The 20323-nt window shown below is 69.6% G+C and carries 19 protein-coding genes; 15 read left to right on the top strand and 4 right to left on the bottom strand.

Annotated elements, in window-relative coordinates; translation table 11 throughout:
- From AB3X08_RS08280 to map, 4 genes are read right to left on the bottom strand one after another with little or no spacing between them, the layout of a single operon-like run.
- On the bottom strand, positions 1–414 hold the full coding sequence (locus AB3X08_RS08280) for a hypothetical protein (RefSeq protein WP_369937534.1): 414 nt from the start codon (positions 412–414) through the stop codon (positions 1–3).
- Between the two features lie 53 nt (positions 415–467).
- Positions 468–1481 (bottom strand): 2,3,4,5-tetrahydropyridine-2,6-dicarboxylate N-succinyltransferase, encoded by a 1014-nt coding sequence (dapD, locus tag AB3X08_RS08275; protein ID WP_369937533.1) that lies wholly within the window; start codon positions 1479–1481, stop codon positions 468–470.
- The gene (locus tag AB3X08_RS08270; RefSeq protein ID WP_369938483.1) at positions 1481–4087 is read right to left on the bottom strand and encodes a [protein-PII] uridylyltransferase; all 2607 of its coding nucleotides are present in this window, start codon (positions 4085–4087) and stop codon (positions 1481–1483) included. The genes dapD and AB3X08_RS08270 overlap by 1 nt, the downstream gene beginning before the upstream one ends.
- 29 nt (positions 4088–4116) lie before the next feature.
- A complete protein-coding gene (map, locus tag AB3X08_RS08265) occupies positions 4117–4893 on the bottom strand; it encodes a type I methionyl aminopeptidase (protein WP_369937532.1) in 777 nt (258 codons plus the stop codon).
- 225 nt (positions 4894–5118) lie between these two features.
- Here map and AB3X08_RS08260 point away from each other — a divergent pair, with 225 nt between their 5' ends.
- The 15 genes from AB3X08_RS08260 (at position 5119) to rseP (ending at position 20293) form a co-directional block, all read left to right on the top strand.
- Positions 5119–5622: a spore coat U domain-containing protein gene (locus AB3X08_RS08260; RefSeq protein WP_369937531.1), complete on the top strand. Its 504-nt coding sequence runs from the start codon at positions 5119–5121 to the stop codon at positions 5620–5622.
- 13 nt (positions 5623–5635) lie between these two features.
- On the top strand, positions 5636–6373 hold the full coding sequence (locus tag AB3X08_RS08255) for a molecular chaperone (protein ID WP_369937530.1): 738 nt from the start codon (positions 5636–5638) through the stop codon (positions 6371–6373).
- Complete coding sequence (locus AB3X08_RS08250) at positions 6327–8687, top strand: fimbria/pilus outer membrane usher protein (protein WP_369937529.1); 2361 nt, start codon at positions 6327–6329, stop codon at positions 8685–8687. Before AB3X08_RS08255 ends, AB3X08_RS08250 begins: the two co-directional genes overlap by 47 nt.
- Positions 8684–9694, top strand: a complete 1011-nt coding sequence (locus AB3X08_RS08245) for a spore coat U domain-containing protein (RefSeq protein ID WP_369937528.1) — start codon at positions 8684–8686, stop codon at positions 9692–9694. The genes AB3X08_RS08250 and AB3X08_RS08245 overlap by 4 nt, the downstream gene beginning before the upstream one ends.
- 79 nt (positions 9695–9773) lie before the next feature.
- Positions 9774–10097, top strand: a complete 324-nt coding sequence (locus tag AB3X08_RS08240) for a hypothetical protein (RefSeq protein ID WP_369937527.1) — start codon at positions 9774–9776, stop codon at positions 10095–10097.
- Entirely contained in the window at positions 10098–10811 is a 714-nt protein-coding gene (locus tag AB3X08_RS08235) for a molecular chaperone (protein WP_369937526.1), read from the top strand. It begins immediately after the preceding gene.
- A 282-nt stretch (positions 10812–11093) separates the two neighbouring features.
- On the top strand, positions 11094–11891 hold the full coding sequence (rpsB, locus tag AB3X08_RS08230) for a 30S ribosomal protein S2 (RefSeq protein ID WP_184410471.1): 798 nt from the start codon (positions 11094–11096) through the stop codon (positions 11889–11891).
- 148 nt (positions 11892–12039) lie between these two features.
- On the top strand, positions 12040–12918 hold the full coding sequence (tsf, locus tag AB3X08_RS08225) for a translation elongation factor Ts (RefSeq protein WP_369937525.1): 879 nt from the start codon (positions 12040–12042) through the stop codon (positions 12916–12918).
- 114 nt (positions 12919–13032) lie between these two features.
- Positions 13033–14538, top strand: a complete 1506-nt coding sequence (locus tag AB3X08_RS08220; RefSeq protein WP_369937524.1) for an HDOD domain-containing protein — start codon at positions 13033–13035, stop codon at positions 14536–14538.
- A 94-nt stretch (positions 14539–14632) separates the two neighbouring features.
- Positions 14633–15355 carry a UMP kinase gene (pyrH, locus tag AB3X08_RS08215; protein ID WP_145707606.1) on the top strand — a complete coding sequence of 241 codons (723 nt, stop codon included), beginning with the start codon at positions 14633–14635 and terminating at the stop codon, positions 15353–15355.
- Positions 15356–15557: 202 nt separating this feature from the next.
- A complete protein-coding gene (frr, locus tag AB3X08_RS08210; protein WP_369937523.1) occupies positions 15558–16115 on the top strand; it encodes a ribosome recycling factor in 558 nt (185 codons plus the stop codon).
- Between the two features lie 38 nt (positions 16116–16153).
- Positions 16154–16891 carry a polyprenyl diphosphate synthase gene (gene uppS, locus AB3X08_RS08205; protein WP_369937522.1) on the top strand — a complete coding sequence of 246 codons (738 nt, stop codon included), beginning with the start codon at positions 16154–16156 and terminating at the stop codon, positions 16889–16891.
- Complete coding sequence (locus AB3X08_RS08200) at positions 16888–17712, top strand: phosphatidate cytidylyltransferase (protein ID WP_369937521.1); 825 nt, start codon at positions 16888–16890, stop codon at positions 17710–17712. Before uppS ends, AB3X08_RS08200 begins: the two co-directional genes overlap by 4 nt.
- A gap of 2 nt (positions 17713–17714) precedes the next feature.
- Positions 17715–18902, top strand: a complete 1188-nt coding sequence (dxr, locus tag AB3X08_RS08195) for a 1-deoxy-D-xylulose-5-phosphate reductoisomerase (RefSeq protein ID WP_369937519.1) — start codon at positions 17715–17717, stop codon at positions 18900–18902.
- 26 nt (positions 18903–18928) lie between these two features.
- Positions 18929–20293 (top strand): RIP metalloprotease RseP, encoded by a 1365-nt coding sequence (gene rseP, locus AB3X08_RS08190; RefSeq protein ID WP_369937518.1) that lies wholly within the window; start codon positions 18929–18931, stop codon positions 20291–20293.
- The last annotated feature ends 30 nt before the right edge of the window (positions 20294–20323 follow it).

Below are 20323 nucleotides of genomic sequence, written 5' to 3'. Positions count from 1 at the left end.
TCATGGAATTCCTGTGGTTGCGCGGCGCGCATCGGCGCGCGCCATCAGGCCTGCGGCAAGCCGTTCGGGCGACTGCCCGCGGGCAGGCAGGAAGATCACCGGTGCATCCGCGGCCTGCATCCGCAGCGCCAGCCGCACCGGCGGAATCAGCCAGGCCGGCTCGACCGCACGCAGCTCGCGCAGGTCGATGCGCTGCCGCTGCCCCTGGCGCTCGACCAGCAAGGCGTCGCCGGCGTCGTAGACCTGCGCCCAGCGCGCCGGTTGCCGCAGCCAACGCACGGCCATCGCCACCACCAGCGCCGGTACGATCCAGTGCCACGGCCCGCCTGTGGGCACCGTGGGGTCGCGGAGCAGCACGCCGACCGTGTAGAGCACGCTCCAGCCCAGCCAGTATGCGGGGATACCCCACCTCACCCAGCGCGACGCAGCCCGGGAGAGGACGCCCTCGCGCGGGTCCGGGTGCGCGCTCAATCGGCCAGGCCGCGCAACAGGTCGTTGACGCTGGTCTTGCTGCGGGTCCTGGCGTCGACTTGCTTGACGATCACCGCGCAGTACAGCGAATGCGAGCCGTCCTTGGACGGCAACTGCCCGGACACCACCACGCTGTACGGCGGCACGTAGCCGTAGGAGACCTCGCCGGTGGCGCGGTTGTAGATGCGCGTGCTCTGGCCGATGAACACGCCCATGCCGATCACGCTGTGGTGGCCGACCACCACGCCCTCCACCACTTCCGAACGCGCGCCGATGAAGCAGTGGTCCTCGATGATGGTCGGGCTGGCCTGCAGCGGTTCCAGCACGCCGCCGATGCCGGCGCCGCCGGACAGGTGGCAGTGCTTGCCGATCTGCGCGCACGAACCCACCGTGGCCCAGGTATCGACCATGGTGCCTTCGCCCACGTGCGCGCCGATGTTGGTGAAGCTCGGCATCAGCACCACGTCCTTGCCGAAGTAGCTGCCGCGGCGCGCGATCGCGCCCGGCACCACGCGCACGCCGGCCTTGCGGAACTCGGCTTCGTGGTAACCGGCGAAGCGCGATTCGACCTTGTCCCAGAACGGCGCCGGCTGCGCCTCGATCACGGCCATCTCGTTGACCCGGAAGTACAGCAGCACCGCTTTCTTCAGCCACTCGTTGACCTTCCAGCCGCCATGCCCATCGGGCTCGGCGACGCGGAACTCGCCCGATTCCAGGCCATCGATGACGCGGTTGACCACCGGCCGGGTCGAGCCTTCGATCTCGTCCAGGGTCAGCGCGGCGCGGCGCTCGAAGGCGCTGTCGATGGTGAACTTCAGTTCGTCGGCGCTGGGGCCGGCGGCGGGCTTGGCGCGCAGCGGCTTGGCCGGCGCTTTCGGCGCAGCTGCCGGCTTGGCCGCGGCGCTGGCGGCAACGGGCTTGCCGGCCGCTGCCTTCTTCGCGGCAGTCTTGCTGGCGGCGGCGGTCTTGGCAGCGGGCTTCTTGGCGGCGGCAGGCTTCTTGGTGGCCATTAGCGGGGGTCTCCAGGCGGGGTATCGGGATCCAGACAGGCCTGCAGTGCGGCGTGCAGCGTCTGGCGGGAGGAATCGGGCAACGGCAGGTTGTGCTCGTCGGTGATCTGGAACACGTCCTCGGCGCGCTCGCCGAAGGTGGCGATGCGCGCGTCGTGCACGCGCAGCTGCTGGCGGCGCAGCACCTGCGCCACGTTCGACAGCAGCCCGGGCCGGTCCGGCGCGACCAGGCTCAGGCGGGTGCGGCGGCCGTCCACGCTCTCGCGGAATTCGATGCGCGGGGCGAAGCGGAAATGCCGCAGCTGGCGCGGCACCACGCGCCGCGCCGGGCGCAGCCGGGTCAGGTCGCCGGACAGCGCCTCGCGCAGCGCCGCTTCCAGCTGCGCGGTATCGCCGCTGGCGAAGGCATCGGCCGGCGTCACCTCGAAGGTGTCGAAGATGGCCTCATGCGGCGCGTCGAGCACGCGCGCGCGGTGGATGCCGTAGCCGAGCCGGTCCAGGGTCATCACGATCGCGGCGAACAAGCCGTCGCGGTCCGGCGAATACACGAACACTTCCAATGCGTCGTCGTCGGGGGTCACCGGGCGCACCTTGACCAGGGTGCCGCCCAGCTCCACTTCCATCAGCGAACTCGCCTGCCAGGCCAGTTGCTCGGGACGGAAGCGCAGGAAGGTCTCGTCCGGCATGCCCGCGAACTGGCGGTCGATGATCGCATCGTCGTGGCCCTGGATATGCATCAGCGCGCGCGTGGCCTCGCGCGCCTCCTGCACGCGCTCGGCGACCGGGCGCGGATGCTCCAGGCCGTCGCGCAGCGCGCGCCGCGCGGCGAAGTACAGGTCGGCCAGCAGCCGGTCCTTCCACGCGTTCCACAGCTTGGGGCTGGTGCCGGCGATGTCGGCGCAGGTCAGCAGGTACAGGTAGTCCAGGCGTTCGCGGTCGCCGACCAGGGTGGCGAAGCGGTGGATCACGTCCGCATCGGAGATGTCCTGCTTCTGCGCGGTCACCGACATGCGCAGGTGCTGCTCGACCAGCCACACCACCAGCTCGGTATCGGCCGCGCTGAGGCCGTGGCCGACGCAGAACGCGCGCGCATCCACCGCGCCGAGTTCGGAATGGTCGCCGCCGCGGCCCTTGGCGATGTCGTGGAACAGCCCGGCCAGCAGCAGCAGTTCCGGCTTGCGCAGCCGCGGCCACACTTCGTGCGCGATCGAGAAGCGGTCGTCGGCGCGGGCGCTGGCGAACACCGCGATGTTCTTCAGCACCATCAGCGTGTGCTGGTCCACCGTATACACATGGAACAGGTCGAACTGCATGCGCCCGGAGACCTGCGCGAACGCAGGGATCCATTGCCCGAGCACGCCCAGCCGCGCCATCCGGGTCAGCGTCTGCACCGCGCGCGGGCCGCGCAGCAGCGCCAGGAAACGCTCGCGCGCCAGCGCGCTGGCGCTGTCGTAGGCGGGCAACTGCGGCAACGCCTCGGCCAGCGCGCGCGCGGTCAGCGAATGCAGGCCGCGCACGTCGCCATGCGCGGCCCAGATCGCGAACAGCGCGAACACCTGCACCGGATCGGCCTGCGGCCAGGTCTCGGCATCGGCGGCCAGATAGCCGCGGCGCAGCGAGAATTCGGCATCCAGCGGCTGCGGCTGCGCCTCGCCGTCGAACTGTTCCTCGAAACGCTGCAGCAGGCGGTCGCTGAGCCGGCGCACGATCGCCGCGCTGCGGTAGAAGCGCTGCATCATCTTCTCCACGCCCAGGCTCTCGGCGTCGTCGGAGAAGCCCAAGCGCTGCGCCAGGGTCTTCTGGTAGTCGAAGCGCAGGCGCTCCTCCGGGCGGTTGGCGACCAGATGCAGCCCGTAGCGCAGGCGCGCCAGCTCGCGGCGCTCGCGGCGCAGTGCCGCGGCCTCGTCGCTGCCGACATGGCCCAGTCCGACCAGCGCTTCCAGGTCGCGCACGCCGAACGCGCGCAGCGCCATCCAGCCCAGCGTCTGCAGGTCGCGCAGGCCGCCCGGGCCATCCTTGATGTCCGGCTCGAGATTGTCGGCGGTGTCGCCGAAACGCTGGTGGCGGGTCTGCAGTTCCTCGCGCTTGGCCAGGAAGAACGCGCGCGGCGTCCACACCTGCTGCGGCGCGATCGCTGCGGCCAGCGCCGCCCGCGCGGCGCCATCGGCGAGCAGCGGGCGCGCCTCGATCAGCGCGGTCAGCACGGTCTGGTCGGCGCAGGCGGTGGTGCATTGCATGGCCGAACGCACCGCATGGCTGACCGGCACGCCGGCATCCCAGAGCAGCGCGAACAACCGCGCCAGCGCCTGTTCGTGGGCGCGCTGGTGCTCGGGTTCGCCGAACACCAGCAGGTCGATGTCCGAGCGCGGAAACAGTTCGCCGCGGCCGTAGCCGCCGACCGCGTACAGCGCCAGCCCGGCATCGCGCGGCAGGCAGCGGTTCCAGGCGTGCTTGATCAGTTGGTCCAGCGCGCGCGCGCGCAGCGCCAGCAGGCGGTCGATGTCGTCGCCCTGGTCGAAGCGCTTGCACAGCCGCGCATCGGTCTGGACCAGCAACTGCCGCGCCGCCGCGGCCCAATCGGCATCGTCGGCGGCCGCGTCGGGCATGCCGACATCGTTACCGGCCGGCAGCAGGCTCACGGCTCGCCGAGGCCGCCGGGCGACAGGGTCAGCACTTCCACGCCGTCCTCGGTGACCGCGATCATGTGTTCCCACTGCGCCGACAGCTTGCGGTCCTTGGTCACCACGGTCCAGCCATCCGGCAGCACGCGGGTGTAGCGCGAGCCCTCGTTGATCATCGGCTCGATGGTGAAGGTCATGCCCGGCTTCAGCACCATGCCTTCGCCGGGACGGCCGTAATGCAGCACCTGCGGCTCGTCGTGGTAGACCTTGCCGATGCCGTGGCCGCAGTACTCGCGCACCACGCTGAAGCGCTGACCTTCGGCGTACTGCTGGATCGCGTGGCCGACGTCGCCGAGCGTGGCGCCCGGCCGCACCGCGCGGATGCCGCGCCACATCGCCTCGTAGGTGGCCTCGACCAGGCGCCGCGCCATCACCGACGGGGCGCCGACGTAGTACATGCGGCTGGTGTCGCCATGCCAGCCGTCCTTGATCACGGTGACGTCGATATTGACGATGTCGCCGTCCTTCAGGACCTTGCTGTCGCTGGGAATGCCGTGGCAGATCACGTTGTTCACCGAGCTGCACACCGTCTTCGGGTAGCCGCGGTAGCCGACGTTGGCCGGCACCGCCTGCTGCACGTTGACGATGTGGTCATGGCAGATGCGGTCCAGCTCGGCGGTGGTCACGCCGGGCTTCACATGCGGCCCGATGATGTCCAGCACCTCGGCGGCCAGGCGGCCGGCGATGCGCATCTTCTCGATGTCCTGGGGGGTTTTCAGATTGACGGTCATACCCGCCATTATCGCTCATTCGGGGCTTTCCTGAACGCGTCCGTGCGTGCTGCCGATTTTCTGTCGCCTGCCCGTGGGCCGTCTTTTTCACAAAAGTGACCCAGAAAAACGGGGATACGCATTCCTTGTCAAAACTGGATATGCATCCAAAAAAGTGAGAGATGGCCCACACTTTGCATCGGCGTAGGCACCGACGGACTCCGTCATTCCGAAGAGCCTTTCCTCATGCAAGCACTCCATCGCGCACTCGCCATCATCGCGTTTCTGGCCGCCGGAACCGGCGCGGCGTCCGCGCAGACCGATTCGCGCACCTTCAACGTCAAGATCCAGATCACCAGCGTCTGCGACATCCAGACCGCCCCGACCGACGTCGATTTCGGCAGCGTCAACTCGACCCAGACCTCGATCAACAGCACCGGCACCTTGAACGTGCGCTGCACCTCGGGCACGCCGTACAACATCGCGCTCAACGCCGGCAGCGGTTCCGGCGCGACGGTGACCTCGCGCACCATGGGCAGTGCCGATGCCGGCAACACCGCACGCGTGCCATATGCCCTGTACCGCAACTCGGCGCGTACCCAGAACTGGGGTTCGACCATCGGCAGCGACACCCAGGCCGGCACCGGCAATGGTGCGGTGCAACCGCTCGTCGTCTACGGCCAGGTCGCCAGCACCAATTACCCTGCCGGTTCGTACAGCGACGTCGTCACCGCCACCGTGACCTGGTAACCGGAGCGTTCCCATGCCCTTGCGCCGTCCTCTCGCGTTTCGTTTGCCGATCGCCGCCGCGCTGTGGCTGGCGGCGATCCTGGCGGCCCAGGGCGCCAGCCTGCAGGTCGCACCGACCTCGGTGCAGTTGACCGCGGAACAGTCGGCGCAGGGCCTGTGGCTGAGCAACAGCGGCGACACGCCGCTGCAGGCGCAGGTGCGGGTGTTCCGCTGGCGCCAGCAGGGCGGCGAGGATCTGCTCGACCCCAGCGACAAGATCGCGATCAGCCCGCCGATGCTGGAACTGGCGCCGCACTCGCGGCAACTGGTGCGCATCATCCGCCTGGACGATGCGCCCAGCACCACCGAGGACACCTATCGGGTCCTGGTCGACGAACTGCCGGCGGCGGATGCCACGGCCAACGCGTCCGGCCTGCAGTTCGTGCTGCGCTACTCGGTGCCCATTTTCGTCAAGCCCACGGCCGCCGCGGCTCCCGCGTTGCAGGCACGGCTGATCCGCGACGCTGCCGCACCGGCGCTGGAAGTCGTCAACCGGGGCAGCCAGCACGCGCAACTGGTGGACCTGCACTTCGTCGCCAGCGACGGCACCCGTGCCGCGATCGCCGACGGCCTGGCCGGCTACGTGCTGCCGGGCCAACACAAACGCTGGCCGCTTCCTCCCGAACTCGCGCGTGCCGAAGGCACGTTCAAGGCCACGATCAACGGTGAGCCCCTTGCTCAATCGCTTGCGCTGGAAGCACAGGCTCCTTGAGCTGCTGTTGGCGCTGTGGGCAAGCGCCGCGCAGCTCGCCGCCGCCCAGCAGGGCGGCCAGGCCCCGGACCAGGAAACGCTGTACCTGGAGGTCACCCTGAACGAAACCCGCAAGCCCGGACTGTTCCGCTTCCAGCACGACGGCACGCGCATGCTCGCCGATGCGGCCACGCTGCGTCAGCTGGGCCTGCGCATCGACGCCGACGACGCCACGGCGATCGCCCTGGAAGACCTGGACGGGGTGCGTTACCGCTACGACGCTGGCCTGCAGCAACTGGCGATCGATGCGCCGGTGGCGCTGCTCGACGTGCCACTGACCCGCATCGATGCGCAGGACAGCGGCCCGGCGCTGCCGGCGACCAGTTCGCCCGGCGCCCTGCTCGACTACGACGTGTACGCCAGCCGCCAGGGCAGCGCCAGCAACCTCACCGCCAGCGGCGAAGTGCGCGCCTTCGGCCTGGGTGACGGCCTGCTCGGCCAGGGCATGTTCCGTCAATCCTTCGTCGCCCGCCTCTACCGCGAACCGCAGCGCGACTGGCGCAGCCAGGCGATCCGCCTGGACACCCAGTGGCAGTGGTCGCTGCCGGACCGCATGACCAGCGTGGTGCTCGGCGACACGCTCAGCAGCAGTACCAGCTGGAGCCGCACGCTGCGCCTGGGCGGCGTGCGCGTGGGTCGCGACTTCGGCCTGCAGCCGTACCGGGTGACCACGCCGCTGCCGGAATTCCTCGGCGAAGTGACGGTGCCCTCGAGCGTGGACCTGTACGTCAACGGCATCCGCCAGTACGGCTCGGAGTTGCCGGCCGGGCCGTTCCAGCTGTCCGCCGCGCCCGGCGTGGACGGCGCCGGCAACGCGCAGTTGGTCATCACCGACGCCTACGGCCGCACCCGCTCGGTCGAATTTCCGTTCTATGCCACCCAGGACCTGCTCGCCGATGGCCTGGACGACTGGTCGCTGGCACTGGGCCGGGTCCGCGAAGGCTATGGCAGCGATGCCTTCGCCTATGCCGGCGACACCGTCGGCAGCGCCAGCTGGCGCCGCGGCCTCGGCGCCGGCTTCACCGCCGAGGCCCACGCCGAGGCCGGCGCCGGCATCCGCAACGCCGGCGCCGGCGGCATCTGGCTGCTGCCGCGGGCCGGGGTGATCGGCGCATCGCTGGCGCACAGCCAGGACAACGGCCTGAGCGGCCGCCAGTACGCGCTCAGCTACCGCTGGAACAACGGCCGCTTCAACGTCTCGGTGGACACCCAGCGCGCGCAGCGCGGCTATCGCGACGTGGCCTCGCGGTACGGCGCGCCGCCGCCGCGGATCAGCGAACGCGCGCTGGCCGGGTTCAGCTGGGAACAGGTGGGCACCGTGTCGATGAGCTACGTGCGCCTGGCCTATCCGGACAGCGGCGACGTGCGCTATGCCAGCGTGTTCTGGACGCGCGCGCTGCCGCGGCAGTCCTCGCTGAACCTGAGCGTCAACCAGAATCTGGACCAGGCCAGCGATCGCAGCATGTACCTGGGCTGGTCGATCGCGCTTGGCGGCGCGCGCCAGGCCAGCGTCGCCCTGCAGCGGGTCGGCGAGCGCATGAGCGTGGTGGCCGATCTCAGCCGCTCGGCCGCCGCCGACGGCGGCAGCGGCTGGCGGCTGCAGGCGCGCGGCGGCCAGGACAGCGCCGGCGGCCTGGCCGAGGCTACCTGGCGGCGCGACACCGCACGCTATGCCGCGGGACTGGCCAGCTACGGCGGCCAGACCTATGGCTATGCCGAAGCCTCCGGCGGCCTGGCCTGGATCGGCGGCGGCTGGTTCCCCAGCCGCGATCTCGACCAGGCCTTCGCCCTGGTCTCCACCAGCGGCGTCGCCGACGTGCCGGTGCTGCTGGAGAACCGCCCGATCGGGGTCACCGATGCACGCGGCTTCCTGCTGGTCACGCCGCTGATGGGCTGGCAGCACAATCAGCTGTCGATCGACCCGATGCGACTGCCGCCGCAGATGCGTCCGGAGCGGGTCGACCAGATCGTGGTGCCGCGCGACCGCACCGGCGTGGTGGTGGATTTCCCGATCCGCAGCAGCGACGGCGTCCTGGTGCAATTGCACGATGCGCAGGACGCGCCGCTGCCGGTCGGCAGCCGGGTGCGCGGCCCTGGCATCGCCGCAGTGGTCGGCTACGACGGCGAGGCCTACCTGGAAGGGCTGAAACTCGGCCGCAACGCGCTGGAGGTGGACATGGCAACAGGCAGCTGCAAGGTCACGATCGACCACACGCCACAACGGCGTCCGGCTCGCCTGGGGCCGTTGCGCTGCAGCGCAGGGCCGGCGCCGTGACCCGCAGCGCATGGCTCGGCCTGCTGCTGGCGCTGGCTGCGCTGGCCACGCAGCGGGCCGAGGCCACCACCACCTGCACGGCGGTGACCACCGCACTGGATTTCGGCAACGTCTCCGCCAGCGCCGCCACCGACAGCAGCGCGCAGATCACGGTCACCTGCCAGACCGGTGCGCTCAGCATCCTGGGTACGATCTACGTGCGCATGTGTCTGAACATCGGCGAGGGCGCACAAGGCGGCGGCCTGGGCATCGCACCGCGGCGCATGCTCAACCCGCTCAACGACAGTCTCAACTTCCAGCTGTACCGCGACAGCGCCCGCAGCCTGATCTGGGGCAGCACGCTGAACGCCTCCACGCCGTTGCAGATGGACCTGACCTACTCATCGCTGGTGACCGGCGGCAGCGGCAGCGCCAGCTACACCATCTATGGACGCGTCCCGCTGCAGAGCGGCATCGCCACGGGGCTGTACCAGAACAGCTTCAGCGGGGTGCAGACCAACTTGCAGTACCGCTACGACGAACCGCTGATCGGCACGCCGGCCAGCATGCCGGCCTCCTGCACCACCGGCGGCACCGGCGGCGCCACCGCGGTGCAGTTCCCATTCGTGAGTTCGGCCAACGCAGCCACGCTGTGCACCATCGCCAGCATCGCCGACTTGGACTTCGGCAGCCACTCCGGCCTGGTCGACAGCGCCTTGAACTACACCACCGCGCTGAGCATGAACTGCCGCCGGCGCACCGCCTGGCAGGTCAGCCTGGACAACGGCCAGTACGCCAGCGGCAACATCCGGCGCATGCGCAATGCCGCGGGCCAATACCTGCGCTACGAGCTGTACCGCGACGCGGCGCGCAGCCAGCGCTGGGGCAGCACCCTGAACAGTGATACCCAGACCGGAACCGGGACCGGCAGCACACAGTCGTTGACGCTGTACGGCCAGGTGCCCGCCGCACAGACCCCGCCCCCGGGCAGCTACAGCGACGTGGTCAAGGTGACTGTGACCTACTGACAGTTAAACGCTGGCGCGGACGCGGTAAAGTCGCGATATGGCGCGCCGTTATCTGTCGTGTCCTCCCGGGAATGCCACCATGACCGCCAGCCCGTTCATGCAATCGCTGCTGCTCGCCGGCCTGTGCGCCGTCTGTGCGGACGCGGCGGCGCAAAATCCAGGCGCGAACGAAAGCACGGCGTTCCGGGTCGGCATCCGCCTGATGGGCAGCTGCGAGATCGACACCGCCGGCGGGCGCCAGCCCGGCGCAGCCGCCGCACAGGTGGCCTGCAGCCGCCCATTGCCCTACCAGGTCAACATCGACGGTGCCACCGCACCCAACGCCGGCGCGCTGGCGCTGAGCCTGAGCCTGGCCGACGGCCTGCCGCGCCAGGATTCGCGCTACACCACGGTCGCGTTCTAAGTGGGCAACCGCGGTCGCGGTTGGATCGCCGGCCTGCTGCTGGCGTTGCTGCCGAGCCTGGCCGCGGCCGCCGGCGTGCGCATCAGCCCGACCATCGTGCAACTCCCGCCCGACGCCCAGACCGCCGAGATCTGGTTGAACAATACCCAGGACCGGCCCTGGCAGGCGCAGGCCAAGTTGTACCGCTGGCGCCAGGCCGACGGCATGGAGCAATTGCAGGCGACCGACGACATCCAGGTCAGCCCGCGGCTGATCGACATCCCCGCGCAGGGGCGGCAGCTGCTGCGGGTGGTGCGCACCGGGCCGGCGGCGACCGACAGCGAGATCGCCTACCGCCTGGTGCTGGAAGAACGCCCGGACGCGGACGCTGGCGCCGTCGACCCGGGCCTGTTGCTGCGCTATTCCACCCCGGTCTTCCTGTCCCCGCCCGGTGCGGCGCCGGTTCCCGCGCTCAGCGCCAGCCTGGTCGCCGGCGTCCACGGCTACGAACTGCAGATCCGCAACCGCGGCAAGGGGCACGCGCGGCTCAGCGACCTGAGCTACGTCGGCAGCGACGGGCGCGCGCTGACCCTGTTCCACAACCTGGCCGGCTACGTGCTGGCCGGGGAACAGAAGCGCTGGTCGTTGCCGGTCGAGTTCGAAACCGCGCGCGGCGGCCACTTCGCCGCCCGGCTCGACAGCCAGGCCGAGCTGCAGCCTCTGCTGGCCGAATGACCCGGCCGCCGCGCATTTGCGCCTGGGGCCGCAGCCCGTTATAGTTCCGCGGCTTTGTTGCGCCCGCCAGGGCCAGCGAACCGTCCACGCCGGACGCACCGGCGAATACACACCTGCCGCCATTGCCCGTGCCGGGGTGCTCCGCGAGGAGTTCGGTCACGGAGGCTGCAGGGAGGCCCAACCCCGGAATCGTCGTGTACGCCCTCACCGGCCTGCACGTCCATGCGCGGCTTCACCCTATCCTGCCCGCGCACGGCCGGTTCCCCATCAGGAGTCACTGCAATGCCCCAAGTCACCATGCGTCAGATGCTGGAAGCCGGCGTCCACTTCGGCCACCAGACCCGCTACTGGAACCCCAAGATGGCGCCGTACATCTTCGGCGCGCGCGGCAAGATCCACATCATCAACCTCGAGAAGACGGTTCCGCTGTTCAACGATGCGATGAACTTCATCTCCAGCGTCGCGCAGAAGCGCGGCACCATCCTGTTCCTGGGCACCAAGCGCAGCGCCCGCGACTCGGTGCGGGAAGAAGCCGAGCGTTGCGGCCAGCCGTTCATGACCCAGCGCTGGCTGGGCGGCACGCTGACCAACTTCCGCACCGTCAAGCAGTCGGTGGCGCGCCTGAAGGAGCTGGAATCGGCCGAAACCGACGGCACCTTCGACAAGCTGGTCAAGCACGAAGTGCTGACCCTGCGCCGCGAGCGCGAGAAGCTGCTGGCCTCGCTGGGCGGCATCAAGGAAATGAACCGCCTGCCCGACGCGCTGTTCGTCATCGACATCGGCCATGAAGACATCGCCATCAAGGAAGCCAAGAAGCTCGGCATCCCGGTGATCGCGGTGGTCGACACCAACTACAACCCGGAACTGGTGGACTACGCCATCCCGGGCAACGACGACGCCATCCGTGCCGTGCAGCTGTACGCCCGCGCCGCCGCCGACGCCGTGCTGGAAGGCAAGGCCGCCGCGCCGAACGCCGCCAGCGTGCGCGAGGAAGAGTTCAGCGAAGCCGGCGACGACAAGGGCCGCGGCCCGCGCAAGAACGGCAAGAAGGCCGAAGAAGCCGCTCCCGCCGCCGAGTAACCGGCGCGCCATGCGATTGCGCGAGCATGCGCAGTCGCCACCCGGCGCGCGCTGCGCGCCCGGGTCAGCGGGCGCCGCAAGCGCCCGTTTTCCAGAATTCCCGGCCGGCCGCAAACCGGCCTTTTCCCACCTTTTGTGAGGTCATCCCGTGGAAATCACTGCTTCCCTGGTCAAGGAACTGCGCGAGCGCACCGGCGCCGGCATGATGGAGTGCAAGAAGGCGCTCACCGAGAATGCCGGCCATATCGACAACGCCGCCGAGTGGCTGCGCAAGTCGGGCCTGGCCAAGGCCGACAAGAAGGCCGACCGCGTCGCCGCCGAAGGCCGCATCGCGATGGCCCAGGACGGCGGCAAGGCCGTGCTGGTCGAGATCAACTCCGAGACCGACTTCGTCGCCAAGGACAACAACTTCCTGGCCTTCACCGAAGCCGTGGCCCAGGCCGCGCTGAACTCCGGCGCCGCGGACGCCGAGGCACTGAAGAGCGCCAAGCTGCCCGGCGGCGAGACCGTCGAGGAAGCCCGCGCCGCGGTCATCGCCAAGGTCGGCGAGAACGTGCAGGTGCGCCGCCTGGCGCGCATCGACAGCGCCAACAACGTCGCCGCCTACGTGCACGGCGGCCGCATCGGCGTGCTGGTCGAGGTCAAGGGCGGCGACATCGAGCTGGCCCGCGGCATCGCCATGCACATCGCGGCGATGAACCCGCCGCACGTGAAGGCGTCCGACGTCCCGGCCGAGTTCGTGGCCAAGGAAAAGGAAATCGAGCTGGCCAAGATGTCGGAAAAGGACAAGGCCAAGCCGGCCGACATCCTGGAGAAGATCATCAGCGGCAAGATCGCCAAGATCGTCAACGAAGTCACCCTGTACGGCCAGCCCTACGTGCTGAACACCGACCAGACCGTGGAGCAGGCGGTGAAGGCCGCCGGCGCCGACGTGGTCGGGTTCCAGCGCCTGGCCGTGGGCGAAGGCATCGAGAAGGTGGTGGAAGACTACGCCGCCGAAGTGATGAAGCAGGCCGGCCTGGCCTGAATCCGGCCAGTCCGGAGAAAAAAAGCCGCGTTTTTCGCGGCTTTTTTTTTGCCGGTGGTACGCTCTGCGCGCAGGGACGCATCGCTGTCCCGATCACACTTCCCGCGGAACCGCATGCGCCCTGAACTCGAAGCCATCCTGGCTCACTCCCGAAACCTGCCCTCGCCGCCCGGGATTGCGCTGCGCATCATCGACCTGGCGCAGGATCCGGACGTCGATCTGGCCACCACCGCCGACACCATCGCGATGGACATGGCATTGAGCGCGCGCATGCTGCGCATCGCCAATTCGCCGCTGTACGCCAGCCGGCGCCGCATCGACAACCTCGGCCAGGCGCTGACCATGCTCGGGCTCAACGCCGCGCTGAGCCTGGCGCTGGGCTTTTCGATGGTGCAGAGCCTGCGCGACGGCGCCGGTGCCGGCGACCTGCAGGAACGGGTCTGGCGGCGCAGCGTGCTGTCGGCGCTGGCCAGCCGTCTGCTCGGCCAGGCCATGGGCCTGCGCAAGCAGGAGGAACTGATGCTGGCCGGCCTGCTGCAGGACATGGGCGCGCTGGCCCTGCTGCACATCTGCCACGACGACTACGCGCCGCTGTTGCGCGAAGCCGGCGGCAGCGGCAGCGAGACCCTGGTCGCCATGGAACGCGAGCGGCTCGGCTGCGACCACGCCGAGGTCGGCGCCTGGCTGGCGCAGAAGTGGAAGCTGCCCGCCTACCTGCAGCGCAGCATCGGCCACAGCCCCGGCAGCGAACAGGCCTCGGACACCTTCGGCAAATGCGTGCTGCTGTCCGGCAGCATCGCCGACATCTGGCTGAGCAGCGACGTCGACGCCGCGCGCGGCGTGGCGATGGAGCGCGCCTATCGCGAGCTGCAACTGGACAGCCGCCGCTTCGACGAAGTGATCGCCGGCATGGCCGAGGCCCTGCCGGTCATCGGCCCGATTTTCGACGTGCGCATCGCGCAGCCGGAGCGGATCGACGCGATCATCAGCCATGCCCGCGAATTGATGGTGCTGCGCAATCTGCGCCAGATCCAGGAAGCCACCCTCGCCCGGCACCAGGCCGACGAATCGGAACACCGCGCGCGCCGCCTGGCCGAACAGGCCAGCCGCGACGCGCTGACCGGCGTGTACAACCGGCACCAGCTGGACGTCCTGCTCAACCAGCAGTTCGACCTGGCCAGCCGCCACGACTGGCCGCTGTCGATCGCCTTCATCGACCTGGACGACTTCAAGAAGATCAACGACGCCCACGGCCACCTGATCGGCGATCAGGTGCTGCGCGCGTTCGCCCAGGCGTTGCAACCGCTGCTGCGCAGCAGCGACACCGTGGCGCGCTTCGGTGGCGAGGAGTTCCTGGTGCTGTTGCCCAATACCAGCGAGGAAGCCGCGCTGGGCGTGATCCAGCGCATCCTGCTCGACATCGCGCAGCGGCCGATGGTCGAACTGCAGAGCGGGCCGCTGTACATCAGCTTCTCCGCCGGCGTCGCCACCCAGGGCGGGCGCGAGCGCTTCGGCACCGCACAAGAGCTGCTGCAGGCGGCCGACGACATGCTCTACAGCTCCAAGCACGGCGGCCGCAATCGCGTCACCGCGCGCTCGTTTCGCGACACCCTGGCCTGAACCGGGTCACCGCACGCAGGCGCGCGCGCGGCAGATTCCGCGCCGCGCTTCGGCTAGAATCGCGTGGTTTGCCCGTCCCCCCAACGAGGTCACCATGTCCCAGCTCGCCTATCGCCGCATCCTGTTGAAACTTTCCGGCGAAGCGCTGATGGGGGATGGGGATTACGGCATCGACCCCAAGGTCATCAATCGCCTCGCCCATGAAGTGATCGAGGCGCAGCAGGCCGGCGCCGAAGTGGCGCTGGTGATCGGCGGCGGCAACATCTTCCGCGGCGCCGGCCTGGCCGCCGGCGGCATGGACCGGGTCACCGGCGACCACATGGGCATGCTGGCCACCGTCATCAACGCGCTGGCGATGCAGGACGCGCTGGAAAAGCTCGGCGCCAAGGTGCGGGTGATGAGCGCGATCAAGATCAACGACGTGTGCGAGGACTTCATCCGCCGCCGCGCGATCCGCCACCTGGAAAAGGGCCGCATCGCGATCTTCGCCGCCGGCACCGGCAACCCGTTCTTCACCACCGACTCCGGCGCGGCGCTGCGCGCGATCGAGATCGGCGCCGACCTGCTGCTGAAGGCGACCAAGGTCGACGGCGTGTACGACAAGGACCCGAAGAAGCACGCCGACGCGGTGCGCTTCGACAGCCTGACCTACGACGAAGTGATCGCGCGCAACCTGGAAGTGATGGACACCGCGGCCTTCGCGCTGGCCCGCGACAGCGACCTGCCGCTGCGCATCTTCAACATGGGCCAGCCCGGCGAACTGCTGAAGATCCTGCACGGCGCGGAGATCGGCACGCTGGTGAAGGGTCGGGGCTGACGCCCCTCCCGGGATTGGGGAGTCGGGATTGGGGATTCGCAGGAGCGTTGCGCACCGCAGCACCGCGGCTGCAGTGGCGCCACCGCGGCTCAGAGCACCTGAAGACTCGCTTTTGCGAATCCCCAATCCCGACTCCCCAATCCCGGCCCCACACACTTCCCGGCTATAATCGTCCGATTCAGATTCAGCACGGACACCGGCGATGCTCAACGAAATCAAACAAGACGCACAGACCCGCATGGCCAAGAGCATCGATGCGCTGCGCCATACGCTCATCAAGGTGCGTACCGGCCGCGCCTCGACCGCCCTGGTCGAACACCTGAAGGTCAATTACTACGGCTCGGAAATGCCGCTGAGCCAGGTCGCCAGCGTCGCCGTGGCCGACGCCCGCTCGCTGACCATCAGCCCGTGGGAAAAGCAGATGGTCGGCGCGGTCGAGAAGGCGATCCTGGCCTCGGACCTGGGCCTGACCCCGAACACCTCCGGCACCACCATCCGCCTCAACCTGCCCGCGCTGACCGAAGAGCGCCGCCGCGAGCTGTCCAAGGTCGTGCACAGCGAAGGCGAGGACAGCAAGGTCGCGATCCGCAACATCCGCCGCGACGCCAACCAGCAGATCAAGGATCTGCTGAAGGACAAGCAGGTCACCGAGGACGAGGCCCGCGCCGCCGAGGACGACATCCAGAAGCTGACCGACAAGGCGATCAAGGATGTCGACGAGGTGGTCAAGAGCAAGGAACAGGAACTGATGGCGGTCTGAGCCTGCGCCTTTCGGCCATGCCTTCCGACCCCCACCCCATGTCCCTGCCCCGCCACCTCGCCATCATCATGGATGGCAACGGCCGCTGGGCGCAGCGCCGCCGCCGGCCGCGCGTGATCGGCCACCGCGCCGGCGCGCGCGCGGTCAACCGCACCATCGACTTCTGCCTGGAGCGCGGCATCCCCGCGCTGACCCTGTTCGCCTTCTCCAGCGAGAACTGGGGCCGGCCGCAGGAAGAGGTGGACGCGCTGATGAAACTGTTCCTGCACGCGCTGGACCGCGAGGTCGAGGAACTGCAGCGGCGCGGCGTGCGCGTGCGCTTCATCGGCGACCGCTCGCGCTTCGCGCCGTCGCTGCGCGAGCGCATGGCCCAGGCCGAAGCCGGCACCCAGCACAACCAGGCGCTGCACCTGTCGATCGCGGCCAGCTACGGCGGCCGCCAGGACATCGCCCAGGCCGCGCGCGCACTGGCCGAAGAGGTCGCGGCCGGACGCCTGCGCCCCGAGCAGATCGATGAGACCCTGCTGTCGGCGCACATGGCGCTGGCCGACCTGCCGCCGCCGGACCTGTTCATCCGCACCGGCGGTGACGTGCGCATCAGCAATTTCCTGCTGTGGCAGCTGGCCTACACCGAACTGTGGTTCACCGAGACCCTCTGGCCCGAGTTCGGCGCCGAGGTGCTGCAACAAGCCCTGGACGACTACGCCAGCCGCGAGCGGCGTTTCGGCCTGACCAGCGCGCAAGTCGCCCCGGCGACGGAGAACACATCCGCATGACCCGTACCCGCGTCATCGCCGCGCTGATCATGGCCCCGCTGGCCATTTGCGCCATCCTGCTGCTGCCGACGCAGTGGCTGGCGGCCCTGGCCGCGCTGATCTTCCTGATCGGTTTGTGGGAATGGCTGAAGTTGGCGGAGGTCGACGACACCTTGCCGCGCACCATCCTGCTGGTGCTGAACCTGCTGCTGATGGTGCTGCTGGTGTGGGCCTCGGCCGGCTCGCTGGTGCTGTTCCAGCTGACCACGCTGGTCGGCGTCGGCTGGTGGTGCGTGGCGCTGCTGTGGCTGCGCTTCTTCCAGTTCGGTTCCGACCACGCCACCTACGCACGGGTGTTCAAGCTCGCCGCCGGCACCCTGGCGATCGTGCCGGCCTGGGCCGCACTGGGCCTGATCCATGCCAGCGAGCCGAACGGGCACCGCTGGCTGCTGACCGCGCTGGTCACGGTGTGGGCCGCCGATTCGGGCGCCTATTTCGCCGGGCGCCAGTTCGGCAAGCACAAGCTGGCGCCGCGGATCAGCCCGAACAAGACCGTCGAAGGCCTGATCGGCGGGCTGCTGGCCGGCCTGATCTGCGCCGCCGGCTTCGGCTGGCTGGCCGGGGTCACCGTGCCGCAACTGCCCGGCCTGCTGATCGTGGCCGCGGTCAGCGTGCTGGCCTCGGTGGTCGGCGACCTGTTCGAGAGCCTGCTCAAGCGCCACGTCGGCGCCAAGGACTCGGGCAACGTGATCCCCGGCCACGGCGGCGTGCTGGACCGCGTCGACGGCGTGCTGGCGGCGCTGCCGATCTTCGCGCTGGGCAAGGACATCTTCGGGTTCTGAACATGTCCGACGCCGTCCGCCATATCGCCGTGCTCGGCGCCACCGGCTCGATCGGCGCCTCCGCGCTGGACGTGATCGCGCGCCACCCGCAGCGGCTGCGCGCCAGCGTGCTGGCCGCTGGCAGCAACGTCGCCGGGCTGCTGTCGCTGTGCGCCGCGCACCGGCCGGCGCACGCGGTGATCGCCGACCCGGCCCTGTACCCGGCGCTGCGCGACGGGCTACGCGATGCCGGGCTGCGCACCCAGGCGCATGCCGGCTCCGCCGCGCTGGAGCACCTGGTGGCCAGCGACGCCTGCGACACCGTGGTCGCCGCCATCGTCGGCGCCGCCGGCCTGGCCTCGACCCTGGCCGCGGCCCGCGCCGGCAAGCGCCTGCTGCTGGCCAACAAGGAATCGCTGGTGCTGGCCGGCGAGCTGGTCACCGCCGCGGCCGCCGCGGCCGGCGCCGAGATCATCCCGATCGACAGCGAACACAGCGCGATCTTCCAGTGCCTGCGCTCGCGCCAGACCGGCGCCGAAGTGCGGCGGGTGCTGCTGACCGCCTCCGGCGGCCCGTTCCGCGGCTGGGACCGCAGCCGGCTGCAGGGTGTGACCCCGGCGCAGGCGGTGGCGCATCCGAAATGGTCGATGGGCCCGAAGATCTCGGTCGACTCGGCCACCCTGATGAACAAGGGCCTGGAAGTGATCGAGGCGCACCACCTGTTCGCGCTGCCGCCGGCGCGCATCGAGGTGCTGGTGCACCCGCAGAGCCTGGTGCACTCGCTGGTGGAGTTCATCGACGGTTCCACCTTGGCGCAGATGGGTTTGCCGGACATGCGCACCACCCTGGCGGTGGGCCTGGGCTGGCCGCAGCGGATCGAATCCGGCGTCGCCGGACTGGACCTGCTGGCGCATGGCCGCCTGGACTTCGAGCCCGCGGACCTGGAGGCCTTCCCCTGCCTGGATCTGGCCTGGCGCGCGATGCAGGCCGGCGGCAGCGCGCCGGCGATCCTGAATGCGGCCAACGAAGTGGCTGTTTCAGCTTTTCTTCAGGGCCGTATCGGTTTCCTATCGATTCCTGCGCTGGTCGAGAACGCCCTGACCGTGCTGCCCGCGGGCGCGGCCGACTCCCTGGACGCGCTGCTGGCGGCGGACGCGCAATCGCGCCAGATCACCGAACTCGCCATTGCCCGCCAGCCCGCCCATGTCTGACACGCACGCCCCTATGAGCCACGCGCATGGGTGACTTCATCGGGTCCGTCTGGTGGATGATCGTCAGCCTGGGCGTGCTGGTGACCTTCCACGAGTTCGGCCATTTCTGGGTCGCCCGCCGCTGCGGGGTCAAGGTGTTGCGCTTCTCGGTGGGTTTCGGCAAGCCGCTGTGGTCGTATTACGACCGCCATGGCACCGAGTTCGCGATCGCCGCGATTCCGCTGGGCGGCTACGTGAAGATGCTCGACGAACGCGAGGGCGAGGTCGCCCCGGCCGAGCGCGCGCAGGCCTTCAACACCAAGAGCGTGTGGCAGCGCATCGCCATCGTCGCCGCCGGCCCGATCGCCAACCTGGTGCTGTGCGTGGCGCTGCTGTGGGCGATGTTCGTGATCGGCAAGCAGGATTACGCGGCGGTGGTCGGCCGCGCCGAAGGCCTGGCGCTGCAGGCCGGGCTGCAGCCGGGCGAGCGCATCGTGCGCATCGGCAAGCGCGAGGTCTCCAGCTGGAGCGATGCCAGCATGCAGCTGACCGTGGCGGCGATGGACGCCGCGGACGTGCGCATCCAGACCGAGGACACCCGCGACGGCGCCAGCCGCGTGCATACGCTGCGCCTGTCGCAGCTGCCTGCCGGCTTCGACGAACAGCAGGTGCCGCGCCTGGCCGGCCTGACCTGGCGTTTCAGCCTGCAGCCGGCGGTCGTCTCCAAGATCACCCCGGGTTCGGCCGCCGACGGCGTGCTGCGCCCCGGCGATCTCATTCTGGCGGTGGATGGCGCCTCGGTTTCCGGCGCCGACCAGGTCGCGCCGCAGGTCCAGGCACTGGCCAGGAACGGCGGCAGCGGCCTGGTCGAAGTCGAGCGCAACGGCGAACGGCTGGCGCTGGAGGTGCATCTGAGCCCCAGCAAGGACCCGCGCTTGAAGGGCCTGTCGCTGGGCGTGGGCCTCGGCCAGGAAGACCGCCCGCCGCCGCCGTTCGACGCCAAGCTGCAGTACGGACCGCTGGCGGCGATCCCGGTCGCGCTCCGCGAAACCGGCAAGCTGGCCGGCGATACCCTGGGGCTGATCCGGCGCATGCTGACCGGCCAGGCCTCGATCAAGAACGTGTCCGGGCCGATCACCATCGCCAAGGTGGCCAACGTCTCGGCGCAGCAGGGGCCGGACTGGTTCCTGTATTTCCTGGCGCTGCTGTCGCTGAGCCTGGCGATCATGAACCTGCTGCCGATTCCAATCTTGGACGGCGGGCACTTGCTGTATTACCTTATTGAGTTGGTCAAGGGCAGCCCGCTGAGCGAGCGTGCCATGGCTGCGGGGCAGTTCGTCGGTCTGACGATGCTGGCCGGGCTGATGGGGTTGGCGTTCTACAACGACATCTTCGGCCAGGTCTTGCGATGAACCCGATGCTGATCCACTCGACCCCGCTGT

The organism is Xanthomonas sp. DAR 34887, from assembly GCF_041245805.1.
GTDB classification, from domain to species: domain Bacteria; phylum Pseudomonadota; class Gammaproteobacteria; order Xanthomonadales; family Xanthomonadaceae; genus Xanthomonas_A; species Xanthomonas_A tesorieronis.
Note: the sequence above shows the minus strand (reverse complement) of the source record. Positions and strands in the feature narration are given on the sequence as shown.